This window comes from Nocardia sp. NPDC004718, assembly GCF_053601535.1.
The window spans coordinates 91364-115112 of the sequence record NZ_JBSGCA010000025.1; the positions used below are offsets into that span (position 1 = coordinate 91364).

23 protein-coding genes and 2 tRNA genes are annotated in these 23749 nt (G+C 68.7%); 12 read left to right on the forward strand and 13 right to left on the reverse strand.

The features are described 5' to 3' along the window. Position 1 precedes the first annotated feature (1 nt). Together ACWEH3_RS20365 and ACWEH3_RS20370 are read right to left on the reverse strand one after the other, a co-directional pair. Complete coding sequence (locus tag ACWEH3_RS20365) at positions 2-1033, reverse strand: Hsp70 family protein (protein WP_450016355.1); 1032 nt, start codon at positions 1031-1033, stop codon at positions 2-4. 125 nt (positions 1034-1158) lie between these two features. Further along, entirely contained in the window at positions 1159-1710 is a 552-nt protein-coding gene (locus ACWEH3_RS20370) for a MarR family winged helix-turn-helix transcriptional regulator (RefSeq protein ID WP_355073651.1), read from the reverse strand. A gap of 113 nt (positions 1711-1823) precedes the next feature. Here ACWEH3_RS20370 and ACWEH3_RS20375 point away from each other — a divergent pair. After that, positions 1824-1898: transfer RNA gene (locus tag ACWEH3_RS20375), tRNA-Cys, on the forward strand. Between the two features lie 89 nt (positions 1899-1987). On the opposite strand, the gene ACWEH3_RS20380 is transcribed toward ACWEH3_RS20375, so the two are convergent. The 6 genes from ACWEH3_RS20380 to ACWEH3_RS20405 form a co-directional block, all read right to left on the reverse strand. Continuing rightward, positions 1988-3040 carry an ABC transporter ATP-binding protein gene (locus tag ACWEH3_RS20380; protein ID WP_450016354.1) on the reverse strand — a complete coding sequence of 351 codons (1053 nt, stop codon included), beginning with the start codon at positions 3038-3040 and terminating at the stop codon, positions 1988-1990. Beyond that, entirely contained in the window at positions 3037-4590 is a 1554-nt protein-coding gene (locus ACWEH3_RS20385; protein ID WP_450016353.1) for an ABC transporter permease, read from the reverse strand. The genes ACWEH3_RS20380 and ACWEH3_RS20385 overlap by 4 nt, the downstream gene beginning before the upstream one ends. A gap of 2 nt (positions 4591-4592) precedes the next feature. After that, positions 4593-5615 carry an iron ABC transporter substrate-binding protein gene (locus tag ACWEH3_RS20390; protein WP_450016352.1) on the reverse strand — a complete coding sequence of 341 codons (1023 nt, stop codon included), beginning with the start codon at positions 5613-5615 and terminating at the stop codon, positions 4593-4595. A gap of 108 nt (positions 5616-5723) precedes the next feature. Next, positions 5724-7004, reverse strand: a complete 1281-nt coding sequence (locus ACWEH3_RS20395) for a metallophosphoesterase (RefSeq protein ID WP_450016351.1) — start codon at positions 7002-7004, stop codon at positions 5724-5726. A gap of 145 nt (positions 7005-7149) precedes the next feature. Then, positions 7150-8007 (reverse strand): Rv0361 family membrane protein, encoded by an 858-nt coding sequence (locus tag ACWEH3_RS20400; protein WP_452358367.1) that lies wholly within the window; start codon positions 8005-8007, stop codon positions 7150-7152. Between the two features lie 248 nt (positions 8008-8255). Further along, positions 8256-8657, reverse strand: coding sequence for a nuclear transport factor 2 family protein (locus ACWEH3_RS20405; protein WP_450016349.1), 402 nt, complete (start codon positions 8655-8657; stop codon positions 8256-8258). Positions 8658-8798: 141 nt separating this feature from the next. Here ACWEH3_RS20405 and ACWEH3_RS20410 point away from each other — a divergent pair, with 141 nt between their 5' ends. Both ACWEH3_RS20410 and ACWEH3_RS20415 read left to right on the forward strand, forming a co-directional pair. Next, positions 8799-9221 (forward strand): hypothetical protein, encoded by a 423-nt coding sequence (locus tag ACWEH3_RS20410; protein ID WP_450016348.1) that lies wholly within the window; start codon positions 8799-8801, stop codon positions 9219-9221. Between the two features lie 136 nt (positions 9222-9357). Further along, positions 9358-10041, forward strand: coding sequence for a hypothetical protein (locus ACWEH3_RS20415; RefSeq protein WP_450016346.1), 684 nt, complete (start codon positions 9358-9360; stop codon positions 10039-10041). Between the two features lie 164 nt (positions 10042-10205). Here ACWEH3_RS20415 and ACWEH3_RS20420 read toward each other — a convergent pair whose 3' ends face one another. Then, positions 10206-11093: a hypothetical protein gene (locus ACWEH3_RS20420; RefSeq protein WP_450016344.1), complete on the reverse strand. Its 888-nt coding sequence runs from the start codon at positions 11091-11093 to the stop codon at positions 10206-10208. Positions 11094-11257: 164 nt separating this feature from the next. On the opposite strand from ACWEH3_RS20420, the gene ACWEH3_RS20425 reads away from it, so the two are divergent. Further along, complete coding sequence (locus ACWEH3_RS20425; RefSeq protein ID WP_452358370.1) at positions 11258-11587, forward strand: type II toxin-antitoxin system Phd/YefM family antitoxin; 330 nt, start codon at positions 11258-11260, stop codon at positions 11585-11587. Here ACWEH3_RS20425 and ACWEH3_RS20430 read toward each other — a convergent pair. Next, positions 11516-12583 (reverse strand): asparagine synthase-related protein, encoded by a 1068-nt coding sequence (locus ACWEH3_RS20430; protein ID WP_452358368.1) that lies wholly within the window; start codon positions 12581-12583, stop codon positions 11516-11518. The two genes, ACWEH3_RS20425 and ACWEH3_RS20430, sit on opposite strands and share 72 nt — an antisense overlap. Before the next feature lie 508 nt (positions 12584-13091). Between ACWEH3_RS20430 and ACWEH3_RS20435 the strand changes: the two genes are divergently transcribed. Beyond that, on the forward strand, positions 13092-13412 hold the full coding sequence (locus ACWEH3_RS20435) for a type II toxin-antitoxin system Phd/YefM family antitoxin (RefSeq protein WP_450016340.1): 321 nt from the start codon (positions 13092-13094) through the stop codon (positions 13410-13412). Then, on the forward strand, positions 13409-13666 hold the full coding sequence (locus tag ACWEH3_RS20440) for a Txe/YoeB family addiction module toxin (RefSeq protein WP_450016338.1): 258 nt from the start codon (positions 13409-13411) through the stop codon (positions 13664-13666). Before ACWEH3_RS20435 ends, ACWEH3_RS20440 begins: the two co-directional genes overlap by 4 nt. A 121-nt stretch (positions 13667-13787) precedes the next feature. Here ACWEH3_RS20440 and ACWEH3_RS20445 read toward each other — a convergent pair. From ACWEH3_RS20445 to ACWEH3_RS20455, 3 genes are all read right to left on the reverse strand, one after another. After that, positions 13788-13860, reverse strand: a tRNA-Arg gene (locus ACWEH3_RS20445). A 105-nt stretch (positions 13861-13965) separates the two neighbouring features. Further along, complete coding sequence (locus ACWEH3_RS20450) at positions 13966-14601, reverse strand: DUF305 domain-containing protein (protein ID WP_450016497.1); 636 nt, start codon at positions 14599-14601, stop codon at positions 13966-13968. Between the two features lie 365 nt (positions 14602-14966). Next, a complete protein-coding gene (locus ACWEH3_RS20455) occupies positions 14967-15902 on the reverse strand; it encodes a DUF3105 domain-containing protein (protein ID WP_450016336.1) in 936 nt (311 codons plus the stop codon). 92 nt (positions 15903-15994) lie between these two features. On the opposite strand from ACWEH3_RS20455, the gene argS reads away from it, so the two are divergent. The 6 genes from argS to ACWEH3_RS20485 all read left to right on the forward strand — a co-directional run. Further along, entirely contained in the window at positions 15995-17653 is a 1659-nt protein-coding gene (argS, locus tag ACWEH3_RS20460) for an arginine--tRNA ligase (RefSeq protein WP_450016334.1), read from the forward strand. Between the two features lie 133 nt (positions 17654-17786). Beyond that, positions 17787-19208, forward strand: a complete 1422-nt coding sequence (gene lysA / locus ACWEH3_RS20465) for a diaminopimelate decarboxylase (protein WP_450016333.1) — start codon at positions 17787-17789, stop codon at positions 19206-19208. Then, positions 19205-20560: a homoserine dehydrogenase gene (locus tag ACWEH3_RS20470; protein WP_450016331.1), complete on the forward strand. Its 1356-nt coding sequence runs from the start codon at positions 19205-19207 to the stop codon at positions 20558-20560. Before lysA ends, ACWEH3_RS20470 begins: the two co-directional genes overlap by 4 nt. A 23-nt stretch (positions 20561-20583) precedes the next feature. After that, positions 20584-21705, forward strand: coding sequence for a threonine synthase (gene thrC / locus ACWEH3_RS20475; RefSeq protein ID WP_450016495.1), 1122 nt, complete (start codon positions 20584-20586; stop codon positions 21703-21705). A gap of 25 nt (positions 21706-21730) precedes the next feature. Further along, positions 21731-22684 (forward strand): homoserine kinase, encoded by a 954-nt coding sequence (thrB, locus tag ACWEH3_RS20480; RefSeq protein WP_450016329.1) that lies wholly within the window; start codon positions 21731-21733, stop codon positions 22682-22684. 415 nt (positions 22685-23099) lie between these two features. After that, on the forward strand, positions 23100-23749 hold a 650-nt coding region (locus tag ACWEH3_RS20485), incomplete at its 3' end, for a Rho termination factor N-terminal domain-containing protein (protein ID WP_452358369.1).

The following is a 23749-nucleotide window of genomic DNA, read 5'->3' on the forward strand; positions in this document are numbered from 1 at the left end:
GTCATCCGGTGGGGGGCGCGACGATCTTCGCGGGCACCTTGTTGCCTTCCGGCGGGGGCGCGTCCTCGTTCGTGGCGAGCAGTCCGGCGATGGTGGCGCCCAGCGCGATGGTGACCGCCGCCGCCGCGATGAGTTTGCGCCGGTCGACGGTGGCCGGGACCAGGGTGGCTCCGGCGCGCAGCCGCGCCATCCGGACGTCGCCGCCTCGTCGTTCCGCGGCGAGCAGCACGGCGCCGCGCGCGGAGACGAAGTCGGGTTCGGGGTCGTAGACGATCGGCAGGTCGATGTGTTCGGCCAGTTCGGCGCGAATGCTGGGACTGCGGGTGCAACCGCCGAGCAGCACCATGGCCTCCGGTCGCACGCCGGTCTCGTCGATGATCTGCCGCACGAACGACACCGAGTGATGGATGCCCGCCGCGCACAGTTCGGCCAGGTCGCTGCGGGTGAGAACGGCCCGGTCGCCGGTGCCGTCGTCGATCGCGGTGACCACCCTTGCCTCGCTCAGTTCCTCGCGATGACGCCGGATGGTCGGCGTGTCGGTGAGCACGCCGTCGCGGGCCAGGCGCCAGCGCAACAGCGCGTCGTAGCCGTCGCCGCCGAGCACCGTGCTGCGTTTGCTGGACAGAATCGTGTCGGTGCGGCAATCGGCGTGGGTGATGGTCAGTCCCGAGCTGCCCAGGTCGTAGAGGATCACCGTGCCGCTGTCCGGCAGTTGCCCGGTGAAGCGCAGGTAGCGCAGCTGGGCGAGCGGTTCGTCGACGATGGTCACGTCACGGCCGCCGACGCCTGCGCGGATGGCGTCGGCGTGCAGCGGACAGCGGCACGTCACCGCCGTGCCCGAGATCAGCTCGTCGCGCCGGTCGGCGGCGCCGTTTATGCGGCGGATCGCCTCGAGGACCGATTCCTCGACGCCGCCGCCCGCCCGCCGCGGCACTTCGCAGCTATCGATCGGGGGTAGGTGTGGCTGATCGGAGTGTGTCAGCATCGCGTGAGCGCCGCCAGCGCCCGCCGATACACCCAAGACCAGCACCATGATCTCCATGGTGGACCTTTTCCGTTCCGCTGCCAAGACGGCATGCCCGGTAATTCGCCGGTTGGATGCCGGAATGTCATCCCTCGGTCGGTCGGCAGCGGTATGCGACCGACCGGTACGTCGAATCAGTCTGTGGCCGTAGCCGACCAGCGCGCCGTTCCCTCCGCGGTCTCGAAGTCGCCCGCGGCATGTCGGAATTCGGCGAGCAGTTGCAGGAGAGTGTGCAGTCGTTCCGGAGGGAGTCCGGGGAGCGCGAAGACTTTCGCGTTGAGTTCCTCGGTCGCCTTCGCCACCAATTCGCGTCCGGCGTCGGTGATTTCGATCAAGGTAGCGCGCCTGTCGCTGGGATGCGGTACCCGCTCGACGAGCTTCGCCGCCTCCAGCCGGTCGACGGTGTTGGTGACGCTGGTGGGGTGCACCTGCAAGCGAGCGCTGGCCTTCGCCATCGGCAGCGCGCCGGTTTTGCTGAAACTGAGCAGCCGGAGCAACTCGTAGCGAGAGAAGGTCAATCCCGTCGGTTTCAGCGCCTCGTCCACCCGTGCCATCACGATTTGCTGAGCCCGAACCAGCGACGTCACCGCGGCCATGCCGTCGGCGACATCCCCCCAGCCGTGGCCGACCCACTGGCGGTGGGCTTCCTCGATCGGATCGTTCGGAAGCGGGCGTGGCCGAGACATGTTCCGATCATTCCATGCCACCACAGGAGGGCGGTGGCATCCGGCCAGGCTTCGGATCACCGTGAGCGCAATGGTGGGCCGGGCCGTCGCCCACGGGCACTATCTAGGGCGAGGCGGGCGTGGCTGAGTGGTTTAGGCAACGGTCTGCAAAGCCGTTTACGCGGGTTCAATTCCCGCCGCTCGCTCCAAACGTCCTCGGTGCTCGGTCACGCCACTGCCGAGCACCGAGGCGCATCCAGGAAGCGGCGCGTGGTCGTGACGAATCCGAGCGCCCGCTTCAAGCGGCTTCGTCCGGCTCCGAATACGCCACCGCCGATCCGATCACTTCCAGGCGAACCCGCTGCCCGGTGACGGGGGCCGCGACGCTGGCCCGGCGTACGAGAATGGGAGTGCCGGAACCGTCCAGTTCGATCGTCAGGATGACGTCGGCGCCGCGGAAGTCGACGGCGCGCACTCGGCCTGCCTCCGCCTCGTTCTCCGAAGCGACATGGGCGACAAGCTGTTCCGGTCGCAGCATGATCGTCGACGGCCCGCACGCGGCATCGCGCTGCACCGGGATCCGGCCCAGCGCGCACTTGGCCACGTCGGCCTCGACCACCGCGTCCAACAGCACGCAATCGCCGAGGAACCGGGCGGTGAACAGGTCCTTCGGCGTCGCGTAGACCTCCTCCGGCGTTCCGACCTGGGTGAAGCGGCCTTCCCGCATCACCGCGACCTGCTCGGCGAAACTGAGTGCTTCCTCCTGATCGTGCGTCACCAGAATGCTGGTCATGCCCGCCTCGCGCAGCGTGTCGGCCACCGCCTGCCTGGTCGTGGCGCGCAGGCCCGCGTCCAGCGCGCTGAACGGCTCGTCCAACAGCATCACCGACGGCTTGCGCGCCAGCGCGCGGGCCAGGGCGACGCGCTGCTGCTGACCGCCCGAGAGCTGATGCGGTCGCCGGTCGGCATAGGACGCGTCCAGCGACACCATCTCCAGCAGTTCGCGGACGCGCCCGCGGCTGTTGCGGCGCAGGCCGGGCAGCCCGTAGGCGATGTTCTGGCCGACGGTCAGATGCGGGAAAAGCGCACCGTCCTGGGCGACGTAACCGATGTTGCGGCGCTGCGGCGGTACCGTTACCCGTTCACCGACAACGGTTTCCGTTCCGATCGACACCGAACCCTCATCCGGCGACTCGAATCCGGCGATCACGCGCAGCAGGGTGGTCTTGCCGCACCCGGACGACCCGACCACCGCGGTCGCGGTGTGATCCGGCACGTCGAGAGTGATCCCGCCGAGCACCCGGGTGTGGCCGAAGGTCTTCGAGACATCTGCGACGACAACGCGACTCATATCCCGGCCGCCTTCCGCGAGTTGGTGAACAGCAGGTACGTCACCGGCACCGCGGCGACGATCATGATCAGGGCGTACGGCGCGGCGCCCGCGTAGTCCAATTCGCCCGACAGGCTCCAGAACCGCATCGCCAGCGTGCGGGTTCCGTTGGGCGCCAGCAGCAGCGTCGCGGTCAGCTCGGTCGCCACGGCGACGAACACCAGTGCGGCGGCGGCAGCCGCGGCAGGCGCCGCGAGACGCAGCGTGACCAGGAAGAACGTCGCGGGCCCCGATTTGCCCAGTGACCGGGACGCCTCCTCCAAGCCGACCGGCACCTGAGCGAGCCCGGCCCGCACGCTGACCAGGGCGCGGGGCAGGAACAGCAGGAGATAGGCGGCGATCACCATGCCCGCCGTCTGGTAGAGCGCGGGCGCCCACCGGATGGTCACGGTCACCATGGCCAGCGCGATCACGATGCCGGGCAGCGAACTGGTGATGTAGTTGGCGCCCTCGACCAGTCGCGCGAACGCGGAGGTGGAACGCACCGCGATCCACGCGACCGGGAACGCGCACAGCGTGGTGAGCAGTGCGGCGACCGACGCGAGTCCGATCGTCTGCCCGAGCGCGTTGCCGATATCGGTGAGATCCCACACCGCCGCGCCGCCGATGCGCAACCAGCGCCCGATGGTCCACAGCGGCACGCCCAGCGCACCCACCGTCACCGCGACGAGCGCCGCCAGCACCGGCAACGTGCCGACGCCCAACCGGGTCCTGGTCGCGGCGCGCGGCGCCCCGCTGCCGATCCGCGCGTAGCGCGCCCGCCCGCGCAGCCCCGCCTCGGCCCCGAGCAGCGCCAGGCAGCACAGCACCAGCACACCGGCGAGCATGCTGCCGGCCGGACCGGCGAAGCTGGACTGGTACTGCTCGAAGATGGCCGTGGTGAACGTGTCGAACCGGACCATCACGAAGGCGCCGTACTCGGCGAGCAGATGCAGCCCGATGAGCAGCCCGCCACCGAGGATCGCCAAGCGCAGCTGCGGTAGCACGATCCGCGCGAACACCGCGACCGGGCCCGAGCCCAGCGCCCGCGCCGACTCCTCCACCGCGGGATCCAGGCGGCGCAGTGTGGCCGCCGCGGGCAGATAGACCAGCGGGAAGTAGGACATCGTGGAGATCACCACGCCCGCCCACAGACCGTGCATGGCCGGAAAGACGCTCACCCAGGCATAGCTGTTGACGAACGCCGGAACCGCGAGCGGCGCCGCGAAAACCGGCCCCCACCAGGATTTCCCCGGCACGTCGGTGCGTTCGACCACCCAGGCGAGCCCGATACCGAGCGCAACGCAGATCGGCACGGTGCACACCACCAGCGCGGCCGTGTTCTCCAGCAGCTCACCGACTCTGGGCCGGAACACCAGCTCCTTCGCCTGCTCGAGGCCGGTGGAGAAGACCGTCGAAACGATGTATCCGAGCGGCACGAACGTCGCCGCCACCAGCAGCAGCGCGACGCCCGTGACCAGCGGCCCCGGCCTGCCGACCCGGGGCGCGGCGACAACGGTCCGGACTGCCACGGCTACAGCAGACCCGCTTCGGTCATCAGCTGCGTGACCTTCTTCGAGTCCAGCTTGGACGGATCGACCGCGGGGGCCTGCAGATCGGCCAGCGGCGGCAGCGCCGGATTCGCGGCCACTCCGGCGGCGACCGGGTACTCCAGCGACGTGCCGTCGCGCAGCACCTCTTGTCCGGTCTTGCCGACGATGAACGCCAGGAACTTCTGCGCCGCCTCCTGCTTCTTGCTCGCCTTCAGCACGCCGCCGCCGGAGACGCTGACGAAGGCTCCCGGGTCCTGGTTCTTGAAGTAGTGCAAGGCGGTGTCGGCGCTGCTCTCCTTCGTGTTCGCCTGGTCGCGGTACCAGTAGTAGTGGTAGATGACGCCGCCGTCCGGGCTGCCGGAATTGACCGCCTTCATGGTGGCGACGTTGTTCGGGAACGGTGTCGCGTTCTCCTTCATGCCCTTCAACCAGGCGCGGGTGACGTCCTCACCCTTCAGCGCGAGCAGGGCCGCCACGATGGCCTGGAAGTCGGCGCCGGAGACGCCCGCGCCCCAGCGGCCCTTCCACTGCGGTTGCGCCAGATCCAACAGCGAGGCGGGCAGCTGACCGGGCTGGACCTTGTTCTTGTTGTAGACGAACACCGTCGACCGCGCGGCGACGCCGGTCCACTTGCCGGTGGACGGGCGGAACTGCGCGGGCACCTGCTCCAGGGTCTTGGCGTCCACGTCGGCGAACAGGCCCGCGTTCTCCACCAGCGCCATGGCGGGGGAGTTCTCGGTGAGGAAGACGTCGGCGGGCGAGGCAGCGCCCTCGGCGACCAGCTGGTTTCCCAGCGCCGTGTCGCCGCCCTGGCGCAATGTCACCTTGATGCCGGTTTCCTTGGTGAACTGGTCGGCCCACTCTTTGGTGAGCGATTCGTGCTGCGCGTTGTAGACGGTGATCTCGTTCGCGTTGTCGGAGGAATTCGAGCAAGCCGTGCCGCCGATGGCCGTCATGGTGAGGACCAATCCAGCGGCAATCGTCTTCCATCTGACCGGCTTCATCCTCGTCCTTCCGACCGCGTTACCCGTGCATATGTTGAGCCTTACCTAAGGAAGATACCGCGTCCGACATGCGGGAACCCTGGCAGATCTGCGGATTTCTCGCGGACGCTACGTCAGCCCCGAAAAGTCCCGCAGTGCAATGTGATTGCGGTCCGCGCAGGTGCCGAGCGTGTAATCCGGCTGCAGTCCGAAGTACTCGCCGCGGGTGAGCGCGCTCCAGCGCCGGGCGTCCTCGGTGCGGGTCTTGTAGAAATTGACCATGTACCCGCCCTCGTAGAGGCGCAGCAGGCTGTAGCCGCCCGGGTACTCCTTGACCGCGGCGACCTCCAGGAACTCCACCGCGCACGGCGCGTCCGGCCTGGTGCGGCGATTGCGGTGGGTGTGGCCGCTGTGTTGCAGGAAGACTCCGGGGCTGCGGGCGTAGAGCGCCTGCAACTCGGCGCTGTCGCGTCCGTCGAGCACGAAGCCGGGCCCGGCGAGGTTGGTCAGTCCGGACTCCGTCGTGACCGGGTGGTGGCCGAACACCAGCGTGGGCCGGTCCGGATCGGCGCGCAGGCGTTCGGCGAGGTGATCGAACTGCGGGCGCTCGATGGAGCCGCCCGCGCCGTCGAGTTGGCTGGTGTCCAATCCCAGCACCCGCAGACCGCCGACCTCGTGTTCGACCATTTCCTGTCGTGCGGAGAAGACATCGGCCCAGCAGTCGCGGTGGTCGGCGGGCGCGGGCGCGCAACCGGCGTATTCGCCGCCCACGTGCGGCCGGTCGTGGTTGCCGCGCACGGCCAGGTAGTCGTGGCCGAGCGTGCCCCAGGCATCGAGGCGGGTCCGGACCGTGCGGGTGTCCTGCTCGGAGGCTTCGGCGGTCAGGTCGCCCGCGAGCAGCAAAAGTTCGGCTGCGCGATCGGGACGACGCAAGTCGTCCAGCATCGCGGTCAGCATCACTTCGGGGTAGGGCGCGAGACCGGGGCCCTGCCGGAAGCCGGGGGGCAGGTCGCCCGCGATCAGCCCGCTGACTTGCTCGCCGTAGTGCACGTCGTTGGCCAGTGCCAGCGTGCGCAGCCTGCGACCGGGCGGCGGGACCAGGGTGGTGAACTCGCCGCGCGCTTCCGGCGCTGCCGGGTCGGCGGTGGTGAGCGAAAGCGCCGGTGTGGCGCGCAGGCCCGCGGACCAGGCTTCGAAGCGGTAGGCGCGGCCCGGCTCGAGGCCCGCTATCTCGGCGTAGTGAAAAGGGGTCGGGTGGTCGTCGGCGAAGACCTGGGCCGGTGCGCGCGGCGAGTCGGCGGGACCGATCCGCACCTGGGTGTCGGTGTCGACGGGCAGCAGCCGACCGCCGGGGTCGGGCGCGAGCGTGGTCCAGGTGAGGATCACCGAGGTGTCGGTGATCGTCACCACTTCCAGATCTGTCGCGATGGTCGTATTCGGTTGAGCGCGAACCGGTTTCGGTCTACCAGCGAGGGGGAGCAGAGCGGCGAGGCCGAGCGCGCCGAGGACGGTCCTGCGGCTGGGGCCGCAGCAACTCATGCGTGGGTGCATGCGATCAGCGCGTGCCCTCCGGGGAGCAGACCTTCCACTTGCCGTCTTCTTTCTTCAGATGCTCGGTCGTGCTGGTTTCGGTATCGGGCTGCTCGCCCGGCACCGCGACGGTGAGTTTGCCGGTGACCTTCGCGGTCGCGGTGTCCCCGGTGACGACGATGTCGTCGATCCTATCGATGGTGACCGAAACCGAGGTGCGGTCGAATTCCTTCTTCTCGCTCTCGGTCATCGCCTCGAACGCGGCGCGTTCGCGGGCGCACGCCTGTTCGGCCGCCGCGCGGAAGCCGCGCCGGTCGAGAGTCTCGTAGAAGTCGCGGATCGCGAGCTCGATCTTCTTCTCGTCCGAGGCGAGCGGACCTTTGCCCTGCGTGGTCAAGAAGACCCCGGCGATCAGCGCGCCCGCGATCACCAGCACGACTATCACGACCAAGCCGGCGATCAGGCCGGTGTGGCTCTTCCTGGGCTGTGGTGGGTATCCGCCGGGGGCGTAGCCGGGTGGCGGATAACCGGGCCCGGGCGGTGGATAACCCGGTCCGGGTGGTGGGAAGGGTTGTCCGGGACCGGGTGGTGGGAAGGGTTGTTGTCCCGGTCCGGGTGGTGGGAAGGGTCGCCCGGGTTCGGGGGGCGAAGGGGGTTGCCCCGGACCTGGCGGTGGGAGAGGTTGCCCCGGCGGGGAAGGCGGTTCTCCCGGACCGGGTGGTGGGGAGGGTCGCACCGGCTCCGGCGGCGGAAGGGGGTGCTCAGGTTCGGGCGGCGGGGAGCCGGGGGGCGGCTGTTGCGGCTGCGGCGGTCGGTCATCCGGCGGTTGCCCGCCCGGTGGATAAGCCATGTCGTCCTCCGGTCTGCCCCCGGGTGCCTGCATCGCTACGGCAAAGGCGTGCCCGGGTGACCCGAAACCAAACCAGACCGCATCGTTCGGTCAGGTCGTGGAGCCGCCAGGCGGTGACCGGCTCCCGATGTGGTCCGCAGCGTCGTGTTCGGGCTGTCTGCGCGGGTGCCCGGTGGGGAGGGTGATCGCTCGTGATGTGGTCCGGCGCAGGTGTTGTGTTCGGGGCTGTCCGCGCGGATGTCGGCGGAACAGCTATCGGCGCGAGGTCGGCACTCGCGGCGTCAGGCGTCCAATGCGGCGTGCCAGCGTGCGGTGTCGGTGTACTGGTGCAGGCGCGTGATTCGCCCGTCGTCGCCGACCTGCCACAGGTGCACGAACTCCGCTTCGTACTCGCGGCCGGTGGCGCGCGCCGTGCCGCGATAATGCCCGGTCACCACGACGGTGCCGTCGGTTGTCTCCTGCCACGTCTCGTCGTACGGCGCGGTGGCGAAATCTCGCGCGACCGGTCCCCAGATACCCGTCATCGCCGCGATCGGCCCGTGGAAGGCGCCGCCCGCGCCGCACGGCATGCCCGGTGCGGTTCGCGCTTCGAACTCCGGATGCAGCAGCGCCAGGATCGCCGGTCCGTCACCGGTCTGCGTGGCGGCGTAGAAACCTTTGACCACCTCGAACTTCGCCGACATGTCGTACCCCTTCTAATATGATCATTCTAGAACGAACATACTAGAACGTGGCCCCTGATGGCACTGTGGCCGTCGTCATGGCGCCCGATTCGGGTCGAGGTTGCCTGGTGCTTGCCGCATATGTCCGGCTAACATTCGAACATGGGTTCGATAAGCGATGAAACGCCGCGAACCGAAGGAACGGAACCCGAGCTGGTCTACCCGAACCGGACCGGCCACTACTACCGGACGCTGACCTACCCGCCGCGCCCGGTCTGGGTGCGGCTGGACGCGATCCTGGTCCGCGATCCCGGGACGCCGCGCCATGTGAACGGCGCCGGGGTCATCATGCGCGGCGAGCGACCCGGAACCCTGACGCACTGGTTGCCCACCGTCGACGGCGATTGGATGGGCCGGGTGAACTACAGCATCCAGTTCGCCGACGGACGCCCGGATCTGCAGGTGCGCGATCAGTTGGTTCCCGCCTATGCGCTGCGTCCGCGTGATACCGGACAATCCGGACCGGAATCGGCTCGATCGTCACGCGGAAATGTCGCGCGATCCGAGCCGGACTCATTGCCGTGAATTTGCCTGCCCTGCCCGCATCTGTGTGATCGCCGCCGACCAGGTTTGCTGTCGAGCGCACCGCGGCCCGAATGGGTTGTCCCGTCGATTGCCGGCCCGGTTGTCGCCGTAGGGGGCCGGTGATACGTTGCCCGGCATGGGATTTCAGTTGCCGCATCCCGAGGTGTTGTGGGCGCGCGTGACCGTCTTGGACGTGATCACCGCCGCCACCCACACCGATGGGGCCGCGAGCGGACAGGAGATCGGGCAGACGGCCAGAGTGGAAGGCGGCCGGCTGATCAACGACGACGGGGAGGGCAATTGGTTCTCGCTGGTCAGATATCCCGATGACCGCGCGTTGCTATTCGGAAGGGACGAGGACAACGAGGTCGCCGGGACCTCCTATGATCCGCTGGCCGCTGCGCCCGCCTGGGTGCGTTCCGTGGAACCGACGACGAAGCTGCCCGGCGGCGTCGAAGGCCCCGTCAGCTTCGTGCGCTGGTGGGAGTACGGCCGCTGGCAGCACACCCCGACCGACCTCGACGACGGCCTCGAGCTCGGCCTCAGCGCCGCCTCGGATCGGGAGGACTTCACCGGCAGCGTCATGAGCGCCGCCATTCACGCCAAGTGGGTGGACATGGACTACGAGGCGGGCAAACTCACCGCCGTCACCGTCGACCCCACCGCCCTGCAAGCGCTCTGCGACGCCGCCGAGAACGGTGCCGTCACCAAGGCCCACTTCTACTTCCTCCAGCCCGGCTTCACAGCCCCCGCCTTCACCTACCTCACCAACGCGGGCGTCTTCAGTTCCACCGGCAAACCCACCGAACCCCTGCTGTAATCGTCGCGCCGCAGACGGCACCCAACCATTCGAGACGGGCTCCCGGCAAGGGGGCCTTTCTCATATGCGGCGGCATTGCTCATCCGCACCCCATGCCACGGCAGTCGGCGGCCGAGTGCGGGCGGTGGCCACTCAGCTGGAGCGTGGGCGCCGGGGGGCGATGCTCAGCGTTGGACCAACAGGGCGGTCGGGTTGAGTACGACCCACTCCCTGTTCGAGAAGGTGTCGGAGCCGTCGATGGCGTCCCAGCCGCGTACGGCACCGTATTGGCCGATGTCGGCCAACGTCAGCTCCTTGTCCTGCAGCGCAGTGTAGCGAGCCATGTCCTCGGCCGTGGGGTTCGCCGAATCACGCAGAACCCGTAGTTCCCGAGCGACCTCCGCCAGGGTGCGGGTCCGTTCGGACTCGAGCGCGCGGAGAGTGATTTTCTTGGCATCGGGGCGTAACGCCATGCGCACCACCCGGGCCTGCCGGGTGGAGAGGTCCTGCGCGCGGGTGGGATCGGCGTAGTGGAGTGCGACCTCCTCCAGCGGCGAAGCATACGTGCCCGATCCGGTGGGCCCACCGCCAGGTCGCACCGGGCCGGCGACGAAGGCGTCGAGGTAGCGGTCCTCCTCGAAACCTCGGAACAGCTCTTGCCCGCCCGCCGCGACCGCCGCGTCGACCTCGTGCTGTGTGGCGATGGTGACGGGGCCGTCGAATCCTTGCAGGCGTTGGATCTCTTCCAACGTCGGGTAGGACCCCGAGGACCCGGTTCCCCTTGCCCGCCGCAGTGCGCTGTAGTCCACTTCGTCGATCAGATCGCGGCCGCGTACATAGGTGGAAGACCTTGCGTTGGTGGCGATACCGCCAGGAGAGTCGGAGAATGCCGCACGCAGAGCCGGTGCGTTCGCCGCATCGGCATCCACGAGCCTTGCGGTGGTCTCGGTGACGCCACGGGCGGCGTTCCTGGGCATCGCGGCGGCGGCGGCGCTGTAGTCCTTGGCGGCCGCGCCGAGCACATCGCGCACCGACCGCCACACCGCGTCCAGCCCACCGACCATAACTGTCACCGTGCCGCACCGCGCACGTCCCCGCAAACTCTCCGTTTACGAGTGGCACATGGTTGCGGCAAATGTCGAGTAGACCTTTCGACAGTGTGCCACTCGTCAACATCATCTCGGGGTCGCGATCCGCGATCCTCGCGCAATTCGCCAGAGGACGGTGTGATCACCAAATGTCGTGCTGTGCCACGGTCCTCCTCTCGTGCGGGCAGTCACCGGCCGAGGCGCGAGCGAACCTCGCATCGGTTCTCGACAGCGCCACCGAGGATCTAAAAGAAGTGGTGATCACACGTACCGGGTGCGAACCTGTCGTGGTGGTCGCCCTGAGCGAATATCGAGCGCTGAAGGAGACCGCTTACCGTCTCGGCAACCCAGCTGACGCGCGACACCTCGAGGGCTCCACAGCATGGGCGAATCTTGGAGCGGTGCCGCTAGCTGTTCTCCAGGATCGAGAGGTACAAGCGTGTTGCTACGGCTTCGGCGTCCTCGGTCATGGGATCTGAGTAGGTCCGTGCTCCTGGAAGGTTGGCGGCGTACGACCGGGCGGCAGTCGCAAGGACGGACATTAGGCCGGATGAACGCTGGATCGGCGACTTCACTGCCCAGGCAAGGTGCTTCACTCCTGGTGGAAGCTCTTCTTCACACGCCAAGCGGAGGGCGAGTTTGTCAACAGTCATACCGTCGCGCGATCCGAAAAGTGCTGGGGGAGCGAACCGTTCGGCGATCTGCCACCACCGCACCGTCTGGAACACATGAACAAGCCGATCGGCATACTCATCCAGCAGCGCTGGATAGAAGTGTGGAACGAGCCGGTCATATCTGAAGTTCGCGGCTGACTCCGTTCGAATGATTCGGTCGAGCTCGCCCCTCGCGTCGAGCGATGCCACTGGATGGGTGAGTCGCTTGCCGCCACCGAGGATTGCATCCGCGCCGCTACCGTTCAAGATCGGGCCAAGTTGTGCGATCTTGTCGAAGCTTCTACGAGCGGCGAGTATCGGGATGCCTGCGGTTACCTCCCAGAGTTCCGACGTGCCAAGTCGCCGCATAGTGTCACGAGCCAGTTGGCTGACCTCTTGTGGTGTCAGGCGGATGAGGTCATGCCTCAGGCCGAAGGCTGCGGCCGCGGCTGCTGCGTTCCGTTCGTCCGATTGGTCTTCGGTCAAGATCGTGACCGCTGTCGGTTTCGCGCCGAGAGCGACCGCGACGGCTGTGACGTAGATCGAATCGACGCCGCCGCTCAGCAGCACGATCGGCGTTCCTCCGAACTTGTCGAGAACAGCAGTGATCCGCGACCGAGTTTCTTCAGCAATGAGGTGAGCGGCCTCGCGGGGATCGGTAAGTGTTCGCGAGTCGGGTTGAAGGCGTCCGATGTCTCCAAGCAGGTCGGTGACGAACTCGAGTGGTTCGGAAGTCTGCGGGGCCAGGCGGGTTGGGTCGGTCATGTCCACCGTTTCAGTTGTTGTCCAGATGAGGCGATGCCGGTCGCCGGTCACGCTCACCATGCCGTCCTACGGGTCGATCAACCAAGACGGCGCGAAGGACGCCGAGGGCAAGCCGAGCTCGGACGGCTCACCCCGCAACCCGGACAGCTACGACTAGGCGCGGGCCGCCCGTGACATCGTGTTCTTCTCCAAGCTGGTCGACCGGTGGATTCAGAACCTGCGCCGCTGCGTCGGCTACGACGTGGACCCCGAAGTCCATGGCGGAAGCCGCGTCCGGCAGTTTCGTACCGCGCAAGGACGTGACCGGTTGAGGAGGTCTGTCAAGACTGGCTGGCAGCCTGCATTGGGCTCGGCGCACGACGCCGGCGGGATACCGGTACAACCTCGCGCCCCTGCGAGAACAGTACGGCGGGCTCCCGGTACCGAAGCTCACGCAAGCACCTGGACGACCTCGTGTCGGCGCTCGAGCAGGTCGGGACGAAGACCGAGAAGGGAAAGGTCCGGCGGCCGTGGGCGGCCGAATAACTGCGGTTCCTATCTGTACAGGATCCTGTACATTGGGAATATGAAGCCGATGAACTACACCGAGGCGCGAGCGAACCTCGCATCGGTTCTCGACAGCGCCACCGAAGACCTGGAAGAAGTGGTGATCACCCGTGCCGGGCACGAACCTGCCGTGGTGGTCGCCCTGAGTGAATACCAAGCGCTGAAGGAGACCGCGTACCTTCTCGGTAATCCGGCTAATGCGCGACACCTCGAACGTTCAATAGCGGAACATCGGGGCGGCGGTGCCACACCTCGGGAACTGGCGGACCCAGGTGAGCACGAAGACGACGAAAAAGTTACCCTCGAGCGCAATGCATCCCGTCGCAGGGCGGCCGAGTGAAACTGACATTCACCGATTCCGCTTGGGACGACTACCAGTGGTGGCTCGGCAACGACAAGCGCATCTTGCGCCGGATCAATACCCTCATCGAGGACATCGAACGTAACGGCTACGAAGGCATTGGTAAGCCGGAAGCGTTGAAGCACACCCTGGCTGGCTACTGGTCGCGCCGCATCACCCAGGAACACCGGATCGTGTACGCGATCGACGGCGATGCGGTCGTGATCATCTCCTGCCGCTATCGCTATGAGTAATCGGACTGCGCGACGACGGGCAGCTCATCTGTCGTAGCGTCGACTGAGCACTTCTCGTCCATGAGGTTGAGGCTGCTGACGAGAAAGGCCCCTGACCGGCTGGTCAGGGGCCTTCGCGTTGTGCCCTCGGCAGGATTCGAACCTGCGGCCTTCTGCTCCGGAGGCAGACGCTCTATCCCCTGAGCTACGAGGGCGGGATAGGGCTCGGTCGGGCCTGGATGGCGGTCCGATCGGGCTGGGTCAGCCTATCCTATCGGCGGCCGTCCGCCAAAAAGGGCGGACGGCGGCGGAGTTTCGGGTCATGGGAGGGGGGCGGCGCCCCGCGCGGTGAGCATGGTGGTCATCAGGTCGGATTCGCCGCGCTGGGTGGTGGCCATGGTTTCGGCCAGGGTGCGCACCGCTGTGGTGTCGGCGTGCTGGGCGGCGTAGTCGATCATCGACAGCCCGCCCTGGTGATGGCGCAGCATGAGCTGCAGGAACATCGTGTCCAGCTTGGGGCCGGTGGCCTGGCGGAGCGCGGCGAGTTCGGCGGGGGTGGCCATGCCGGGCATGGTGGACACCGGACCGGAGTGATGTGGCATGTCGGCACCGGAATGATCGTGGCCGCTCATCGGCTCCGTCATCCAGCCCATGAACCCGTCGACGCTCTGCGCGGGTTCGCCCCACAGCTGCAACCAGCCCTGCATGCGCCCGATCTGGCTCTGCTGGGTGGTGAGGATGTCGTAGGCCAGGCGGCGTACCTCGGTGTCGGTGGAGCGAACCAGCAGCACGCCCGCCATTTCGACGGCTTGGGCGTGGTGCGCCGACATGTCCTGGCCGAAACCGACGTCGACCGGGCCCGGGTCCGGCTCGGTTGAACCGTTCAGCGGAATCCGGGCCAGCACGCCGATCGCGAACCCGATCAGGATGGCGCCGATGATGCCGAGGGTCAGCAGCGCGGTGCGCTGGCGGCGGAACTGTCCGCCGACGCCGGATGCTTCACGGTCATCGGATCCGTCAGCTGCTTCGCGTTCGGATGCGGTAGCTCGGCGATCGTCCGATCCGGCGGGGGCTTCGGGCGAGGGTGACCCGGCGGACGCTTCGCTGTCTGATTCGACGTGTGTCTTTCGATCGCCCGATCTCGAGGATCCGACACTCTCGGGCCTGCTGGCTTCCTCGGTACCGGACCCTGCGGCTGTTGCCCGATCGCCGGACCCGGCGGCTTGGAGATCGCCGGACTCGGTGACTCCGGTGCCGGCGGCTGTCGTCGGTTCGCCGGACCCGGTAGCGCTGCGATCGGCGCCTCCCTGATCGCCGGCCACTACTGCCCCGCGCCAGGAGCGGGCTGCGCGGGCGCCGGCGGAACGGGCGCGGGCTGCGCGGGCACCGGAGCGCCGGGCACACCGGGAAGTCCGGGAAGACCTGGCACGCCGGGCACGCCGGGCAGACCACCGGGCATGCCGCCGAGTTCGGTCTGGTCCTGCTGCAAGCCCTTGCCGTCCATCGGCACCGCGTCGGGTCCGGGCGGCGTGGGGTCGAACGGCGGCGGGTTGTCGGTGTCGAAGACGATGGTCGAGCAGTCCGCGCCGACCTCGGGGTAGGCGTAGTTGTTCAGCCGCAGCGCCGTGATGAACTGGCCGACGCGCTTGTCGTCGGGGCTGTCCAGCTTCAACTGGTGCCCCCAGGACTGCAAGGAGACGGCGGAGTCGAGGCCGGGGTAGGGCGACATCAACGTGTACGGCTTGCCCTCGACCTTCGCCTTCAGCGTCGCGATGCCGTCGGCGTTCACCTTGTCCGGGTTGTAGGTGATCCACACCGCGCCGTGCTCGAGCGAGTGCACCGCGTTCTCCACCCGGATCGGCTTGTTGTAGACCACGCCGGTGCAGGTCGCCCACGACTGGTCGTGCGGGCCGCCGAAGGGTGGAGCCTGGTCGTAGGCCACGCGCTGGCTGGAGCTGATGTGCAGCCCGGCGGGGTATTCCTTCTTCACCACGCCCGCGATCCCGTCGGACGGGTCCTTCTTCTGCGCGCTCGGCGTGTACTTCTCCAGGTCGGCCTTTTCCCGGTACTTGGGGACCAGGCTGTAAGCCAGCGCGCCGATCAATGCGATGATTACTACGGCCGCGCCGATGGCCAACCAGGGAACCTGGCGATTCTTCTTCGGAAGCTGTCCTTGCCCGCCCCGCTTGCGGGGAGCCGACAACTTCGCCGCGGCCTTGGCGGCCTTGGCCGATTTGGCGCTGGGACTGCTAGGCATCGCTCAGTGTGCTCTTTCGACGTGGATGGATCCGCTGGCTGCGCAGTGCCCACCCGAGGTGCACACCCGCCAAGACCATAGGATAGAGACTCGTGACTCCAGCTGACCTTGCAGATCTCCTTCGCTCTACCGCGGCGAAGGTGCTTGTCGAACGTGGACTGGACCCTGCGGTCCTGCCCGACGAGGTCACCGTGGAGCGTCCCCGCAACCCCGAACACGGCGACTATGCCACGAATGTCGCGATGCAGGTGGCCAAGCGCGCCGGAACCAAGCCGCGTGATCTGGCCACCTGGCTGGCCGACGCGCTGGCCGCCGCCGACGGCGTCGCCGCCGCCGAGGTCGCCGGGCCCGGCTTCCTGAACATCCGCCTCGCGGCCTCCGCGCAGGGCGCGATCATCGAGCGGGTGCTCGCCGCGGGCGCCGCGTACGGCACCGCCGAGACGCTGAAGGGCACCCGGATCAACCTCGAGTTCGTCTCGGCCAACCCGACCGGTCCCGTGCATCTGGGCGGCACCCGGTGGGCCTCGGTCGGCGACGCGCTGGGCCGCATCCTGGCCGCGCAGGGCGCGGACGTGGTGCGCGAGTACTACTTCAACGACCACGGCGCGCAGATCGACCGGTTCGCCGCCTCGCTGGCCGCGGCCGCCACCGGCGCGCCGACCCCGGAGAACGGGTACGCGGGCGCCTACATCGGCGAGATCGCCGACAAGATCGTGGCCGCCACCCCGGACGTGCTGAGCATGCCGGAGGCCGAGCGCCTGGAGCTGTTCCGTGCCGAGGGCGTCGAGCTGATGTTCGCGCACATCAGGGAGTCGTTGCACGAATTCGGCACCGACTTCGACGTCTACTTCAACGAGAGCTCGCTGTTCGCCTCCGGCGCGGTCGAGCAGGCCGTGGAGCGGCTGAAGAACTCCGGAGACCTGTACGAGAAGGACGGCGCCTGGTGGATCGCCAGCTCGGAATACGGTGACGACCAGGACCGGGTGGTCATCAAGAGCGACGGCAAAGCCGCCTACATCGCGGGCGACATCGCCTACTTCCAGGACAAGCGGGCCCGCGGCTTCGACCTGTGCATCTACATGCTCGGCGCCGACCACCACGGTTACATCGGCAGGCTGAAGGCCGCCGCGGCCGCGTTCGGCGACGACCCGGCCGCGGTCGAGGTGCTGATCGGGCAGATGGTGAACCTGCTGCGCGACGGCGTCGCGGTGAAGATGAGCAAGCGCGCTGGGACCGTGGTCACCCTGGACGACCTGGTCGAGGCGATCGGCGTGGACGCGGCGCGGTACTCGCTGGTGCGTTCGTCGGTGAACTCGAGCATCGACATCGACCTGAACCTGTGGGCCAGTCAGAGCAACGAGAACCCGGTCTACTACGTGCAGTACGCGCACGCGCGGACCGCGTCCATCGCGCGCAACGCCGCCGAATTCGATTACGACTCCGTCGCCGCCGACCTCGCGCTGCTGTCGTCCGACGAGGAAGGCGAGCTGATCCGCACCCTCGGCGAATACCCGCGCGTGGTGAGCGGTGCGGCGAGCTTGCGCGAACCGCATCGGGTAGCCCGCTACCTGGAGGAACTGGCCGGCGCGTACCACCGTTTCCAGACCAACAAGAACCTGCGCGTCCTGCCGCTCGGCGACGACCCCGTCTCGCCGACGAACGCGGCCAGGCTCGCTCTGGTCAACGCCACGCGCCAGGTCCTGGCCAACGGCTTGGGCCTGCTCGGCGTCAGCGCGCCGGAGCGCATGTGACCGTCCGGTCGACCGAAGCGAGGAAGGAAGCGAAAGTGAGCGAGCGTAGCGAGGTGGACGTCGTGAGCCTGCGAACCATCGTTACAGCCGCATGCGCGGTCATGCCGGAGCCGAGCGCTAGCGAGGTGGAGGTATGAGCGCGCATCCCGCCGGTCCCCGGCACGCCGAGATGCCGCATGCGCCGAATCTGCCTGAGCGCCCGAGCGATCCGCGGCAGATGATCGACCTGCCCGCGAACGTCTGGCCGCGCAACGCGACCCGCGACGACGCGGGCGTGGTCCACCTGGCGGGCGTGCCGGTGTACGAGCTGGCCGAGCGGTTCGGCACGCCGCTGTTCGTGGTGGACGAGGACGACTTCCGTTCCCGCTGCCGCGACATGGTCCGCGCGTTCGGGGCGAACGCGCGAGTCCACTACGCGTCGAAGGCGTTCCTGTGCGGCGAGGTCGCCCGCTGGATCCGGGACGAGGGCCTCTCGCTGGACGTGTGTTCCGGCGGCGAACTCGCCGTCGCGTTGCACGCGGGCTTCCCCGCGGAGCGAATCGCCCTGCACGGCAACAACAAATCCGTCGCCGAGCTGGAAGCCGCGGTGTCCGCGGGCGTCGGCCACGTCGTGGTGGACTCGCTCATCGAGATCGAGCGCCTGGAAGCCGTCGCGAGCCGCGCGGGCGTGGTGCAGGACGTACTGGTCCGGGTCACCGTCGGAGTGGAAGCCCATACCCACGAATACATTTCGACCGCGCACGAGGACCAGAAGTTCGGTTTCTCGATCGCGGGCGGCGACGCGATGGAGGCGCTCGCGCGCGTCTTCGACGCCGACAACCTGCGCCTGGTCGGCCTGCACAGCCACATCGGCTCGCAGATCTTCGAGATCGACGGCTTCGAGATCGCCGCGCGGCGCATGCTCGGCCTGCTCCGCGAGGCCATCGACAAGTTCGGCATCGAGCGCACCGTGCAGATCGCGACGCTGGATCTCGGTGGCGGACTTGGCATTTCGTATCTGCCGTCGGACGACCCGCCGCCGCTGGACCGGTTCGCGGCGAGCCTGCGCGAACTGGTCGCCGCCGAAGCCGAACGCGCGGGCCTGCCCACGCCGACGATCGCGGTGGAGCCGGGCCGCGCCATCGCGGGGCCCGGCACGGTGACGCTCTACGAGGTCGGCACCATCAAGGATGTCTCGCTGGACGGCGGTCTGCGCCGCCGGTACGTGAGTGTCGACGGCGGCATGAGCGACAACATCCGGCCCGCGCTGTACCAGGCCGACTACGACTGCCGTCTGGTCTCGCGGTCGTCGCAGGCCGGGCCGGTGGTCGCGCGCGTCGTCGGAAAGCATTGCGAGAGCGGCGATATCGTCATCCGGGACACCTGGATGCCCGCCGACGTCGGCCCCGGCGACCTGATCGCCGTCGCCGCCACCGGCGCGTACTGCTACTCGATGTCCAGCCGGTACAACCAGTTGACCCGGCCCGCGGTCGTCGCGGTGCGGGATGGACAGCCGCGTCTGATTCTGCGCCGGGAAACGGTGGCGGACCTGCTCAGCTTGGAGGTGGAAGCGTGACGGTCAACGCGAAGAACGGCGTGTGGGGGACCGATCGCCCGATCGGGGTGGCGGTCCTCGGCATGGGCAATGTGGGTACCGAGGTCGTGCGCATCCTGCGTGAGCACGCCGACGACCTGCGTTCCCGTGTCGGCGCGCCGGTGGTGCTCCGCGGTGTGGCCGTGCGCAGTCTCGCCACCGACCGCGGCATCCCCGCGGACCTGCTGACCACCGACGCGGACGCCCTGGTCGCCCGCGACGACGTCGACTTGGTGGTCGAGGTGATCGGTGGCATCGATCCGCCGCGCCGGTTGATCCTGGCCGCGCTGAACGCGGGCAAATCCGTGGTGACCGCGAACAAGGCGCTGCTGGCCGACTACACCGGCGAGCTCGCGGCCGCCGCCGAAGCCAGCCGCGCCGACCTGTACTTCGAGGCCGCCGTCGCGGGCGCCATCCCCGTGGTGCGCCCGCTGATCCAGTCACTGGCGGGCGACCGGGTGAATCGGGTCGTCGGCATCGTCAACGGCACCACCAACTTCATCCTCTCCGCGATGGACGAGACCGGCGCCGACTACTCCCAGACGCTGGCCGAGGCCACCCGGCTGGGCTACGCGGAAGCCGACCCGACCGCCGACGTGGAGGGTTTCGACGCCGCGGCCAAGGCCGCGATCCTCGCCTCGCTGGCGTTCCACACCAGGGTCACCGCCGCCGATGTCTACCGCGAGGGCATCTCGCGGATCACCGCCGAGGATCTGGAAACCGCCTCCGCGCTCGACTGCACGGTCAAACTGCTGGCCATCTGCGAGCGGGTGGACGCGGGTCCCGGCGAGCCCGGACCGGAGGACGGCGGCAAAGAGCGCGTCTCGGTGCGCGTCTACCCGGCGCTCATCCCCCGCAAGCACCCGCTGGCCGCGGTGACCGGTGCGTTCAACGCGGTGGTCGTCGAGGCGGAGAACGCCGGGCGGCTGATGTTCTACGGGCAGGGCGCGGGCGGCGCTCCGACCGCGTCGGCCGTACTCGGCGATCTGGTGATGGCGGCACGGAACAAGTTCTATGGGGGTCGCGCTCCCGGCGAATCGGTTTATGCTGAGCTACCGATCGCGCCGATCGGCGATACGCCCACCCGCTATCACGTGAACCTGCAGGTCGAGGACCGTCCTGGAGTCCTGGCCGCGGTGGCGGGCGAATTCGCCAAACACGGGGTGAGCATCTCGACCGTCCGTCAAGAAGGGCACGGCTCGGGTGCGCGCCTGGTCGTGGTGACCCACCACGCCGTGGAGTCGGCGCTCGCGGACACCGTGGCCGCACTGGCGGGAATGGCATCCGTCACATCCGTGACCAGCGTTCTGAGATTGGAAGGCACCGAAGAATGACCACAGCGTCGCGCAGCGACTCCATGAGGGGCGGCGGCCGGGAGACGGGCGGGCACGCGACCGGCGTCGCGCCACAGGCAGGGGTGCACTCCCGCTGGCCTGGCCTGATCGCTGCCTACCGCGACCGGCTCGCCGGCGCGGCCGACTGGGAGCCGGTCACGCTGTACGAGGGCGGAACGCCGCTGGTGCCCGCGCCGCACCTGTCCGAGATCACCGGTTGCGAGGTCTACCTGAAGGTCGAGGGCCTGAACCCGACCGGCTCGTTCAAAGACCGCGGCATGACGATGGCGATGACCGACGCCAAGTACCGCGGCCAGAAGGCGGTGCTGTGCGCGTCCACCGGCAACACTTCGGCATCCGCCGCCGCGTACGCCACCCGCGCGGGCATGAGCTGCGCCGTGCTGATTCCGCAGGGCAAGATCGCGATGGGCAAGCTGGCCCAGGCCGTGATGCTCGGCGCGAAGATCATCCAGGTGCAGGGCAACTTCGACGACTGCCTCGAACTCGCACGCAAGGTCACCGCTGATTTCCCCAGCATCGGACTGGTGAACTCGGTGAACCCGGCCCGCATCGAGGGCCAGAAGACAGCGTCCTTCGAGATCTGCGACGTGCTCGGCAAGGCCCCCGATGTGCACGCCCTTCCCGTCGGCAACGCGGGCAACATCACCGCGTACTGGCGTGGCTACCGGGAGTACTACGCCGACGGCGTCACCGGCGGGCTGCCGCGCATGCTCGGCGTGCAGGCCGCGGGCGCGGCCCCGCTGGTCAACGGCGCCCCGGTGAAGGATCCCGAGACCATCGCCACCGCGATCCGGATCGGCGCGCCCGCCTCCTGGAACGGCGCGGTCGAGGCCAAGGAGCAGTCCGGCGGCGCTTTCCGCGCCGCCACCGACGAGGAGATCCTCGACGCGTACCGCCTGGTCGCGGCGACCGAGGGCGTGTTCGTCGAGCCCGCGTCGGCGGCCAGCGTGGCCGGTGTGCTCGCCGCACGCAAGGAGGGCTGGCTGGATGCCGGGCTCACCGTGGTGTGCACCGTGACCGGCAACGGTCTCAAGGACCCCGACACCGCGCTGTCCGGCATGCCGCAGGTGCAGCCGATCTCGGTCGATCCGGTCGCGGTCGCCGCCGAATTAGAGCTGGCCTGAGTTGAATTCGCGCGACAGCCAGGTCATGAGCGCGACGCTGCCCGCCGGTCTGACCGTGACCGCCCGGGTGCCCGCGTCCACCGCGAACCTCGGTCCCGGGTTCGACTCGCTCGGTATGGCATTGGGGATCTACGACGAAATCCAGGTGCGCACTACCGATTCCGGGCTCACCATCCGGGTCGAGGGTGAGGGCGCCGACGATGTGCCTTGGGGCCCTTCGCATCTCGTGGTCCGCGCGATCGAGCGCGGCCTGGAGTCGGCCGGGGTGTGGGCCGACGGCCTCGATGTGGTGTGCCGCAACGTGATTCCGCATTCGCGCGGCCTCGGGTCCTCGGCCTCGGCGGTGGTCGGCGGACTTGCCGCCGGGTGCGCCCTCGCCGCGAAACTGGACTCGGCGCTGGCCACGCCTGCCGACCGAATGGTGCAGCTGGCCGCGGAATTCGAAGGACATCCGGACAACGCGGCGGCCAGCGTGCTCGGCGGGATCGTGGTCTCGTGGACCGAGAGCGATCGCCCCGCCGACGAGGCCCCTGGCACGGAATACCACGGTCGCGTCTACCGCGCGGTGCGGCTGGAGGCGCATTCCGCACTGCGCCCGGTCGTGCTGATCCCGGAGGAGCGCTCGTCCACCGCGCACACCCGCGGCCTGCTGCCCGACGTCGTGACGCACGGCGACGCGGCGTTCAACGTCAGCCGCGCCGCGCTGGCCGTGGTGGCGCTCACCCAGCGTCCCGACCTGCTGCTGCCCGCCACCGCGGACCGCCTGCACCAGGCCCAGCGTGCCCCCGCGCTACCGCTGACCACCGCCTGGATCACGCGCCTGCGCACGGCGGGCATCGCGGCCACCGTCTCTGGGGCGGGACCGACCATCCTGGCCCTGGGGACCAGCGAATTTCCCGCGGAACTCCGCGAACTGGCGGCGGCCGACGGCCTGCGCGTCGTGGAGCCGGGAATCGCCGAAGGCGTCCTGATCGACTGACGGCGAGTCTGTCTTGCCGAGATTCGCAATGGACAGCTATTCTGGGCAGGTCCGTACATCGTGCGCATCAGACGCCGGTGCTTCATCAGGGCAATCGCTCCAGCAGGCTCCAGGCTCGAGCCTCCAGGCCATGGGGGTGCTGCGTAGCTGCGCAACTGGAATGATCTCTCCCCACCTTTCACCAACGGTGGAGAAGCCGCCGGTCCGGCGGGGCAGGTGATACGGCACACAGCGCCCGGACGGACGCATCCCAGTCCGGCAGAATGCCCGGGCTGCGGGACGAACCCTCGAAACAGCACACGGCGATCGAGGGAAGGAAAGGATTTCCGTGACAGATACGGACCTGCTCGCGACACCCGGCGTGGAATCGAACCCGACGGGCGAGCGCGATAGTGAATCCGGACAGATTTCGAAGATGAGCGAACACACCGACGTCGCACGATCGGGGCTGACTGGAATGTTGTTGCCGCAGTTGCGTGCGCTCGCGGGGGAGCTCGGTATCCGAGGCACCTCCGGGATGCGCAAGGGCGATCTGATCGCCGCCATCAAGGAAAATCAGGCCGCGGGCAAGGCGGCGAAGGCGGAGAAGCCCGCCAAGAGCGAGGCCAAGTCCGCGGCAACCGCGAAGGCCGATGCCCCCGCGAAGACCGCCGCTCCCGCTGAGCAGGCGCCGGCCAAGGCCGAGCAGGCGACCCTCGACGTGACGCCCGCGGCTTCGGCCGCGCCCAGCGAGGCTCCCGCCCCGGCGAAGACGGCCCCCGCCGAGTCCGCGCCCGCCGCCGAGGCGGCGTCGTCCACGGCGACCGAGACCACCGAGGAGTCCGGCCGAGACAGCGGCCAGCGTGGCCGCGGGCGGCAGCGGCGCGGCCGTGACCAGGCGCGATCCGCGACCGATAGCGCGCAGGCCGAGACGCGTACCGAGGAACCGAAGCAGGACGCCGAGCAGGGTGGCGAGCGCCGCCGCGACCGCGGCCAGAGCGACCGTGGCCAGGGCGACCGTGGCCAGGGCGACCGTGGCCAGGGCGACCGTGGCCAGGGCGACCGTGGCCAGGGCGACCGTGGCCA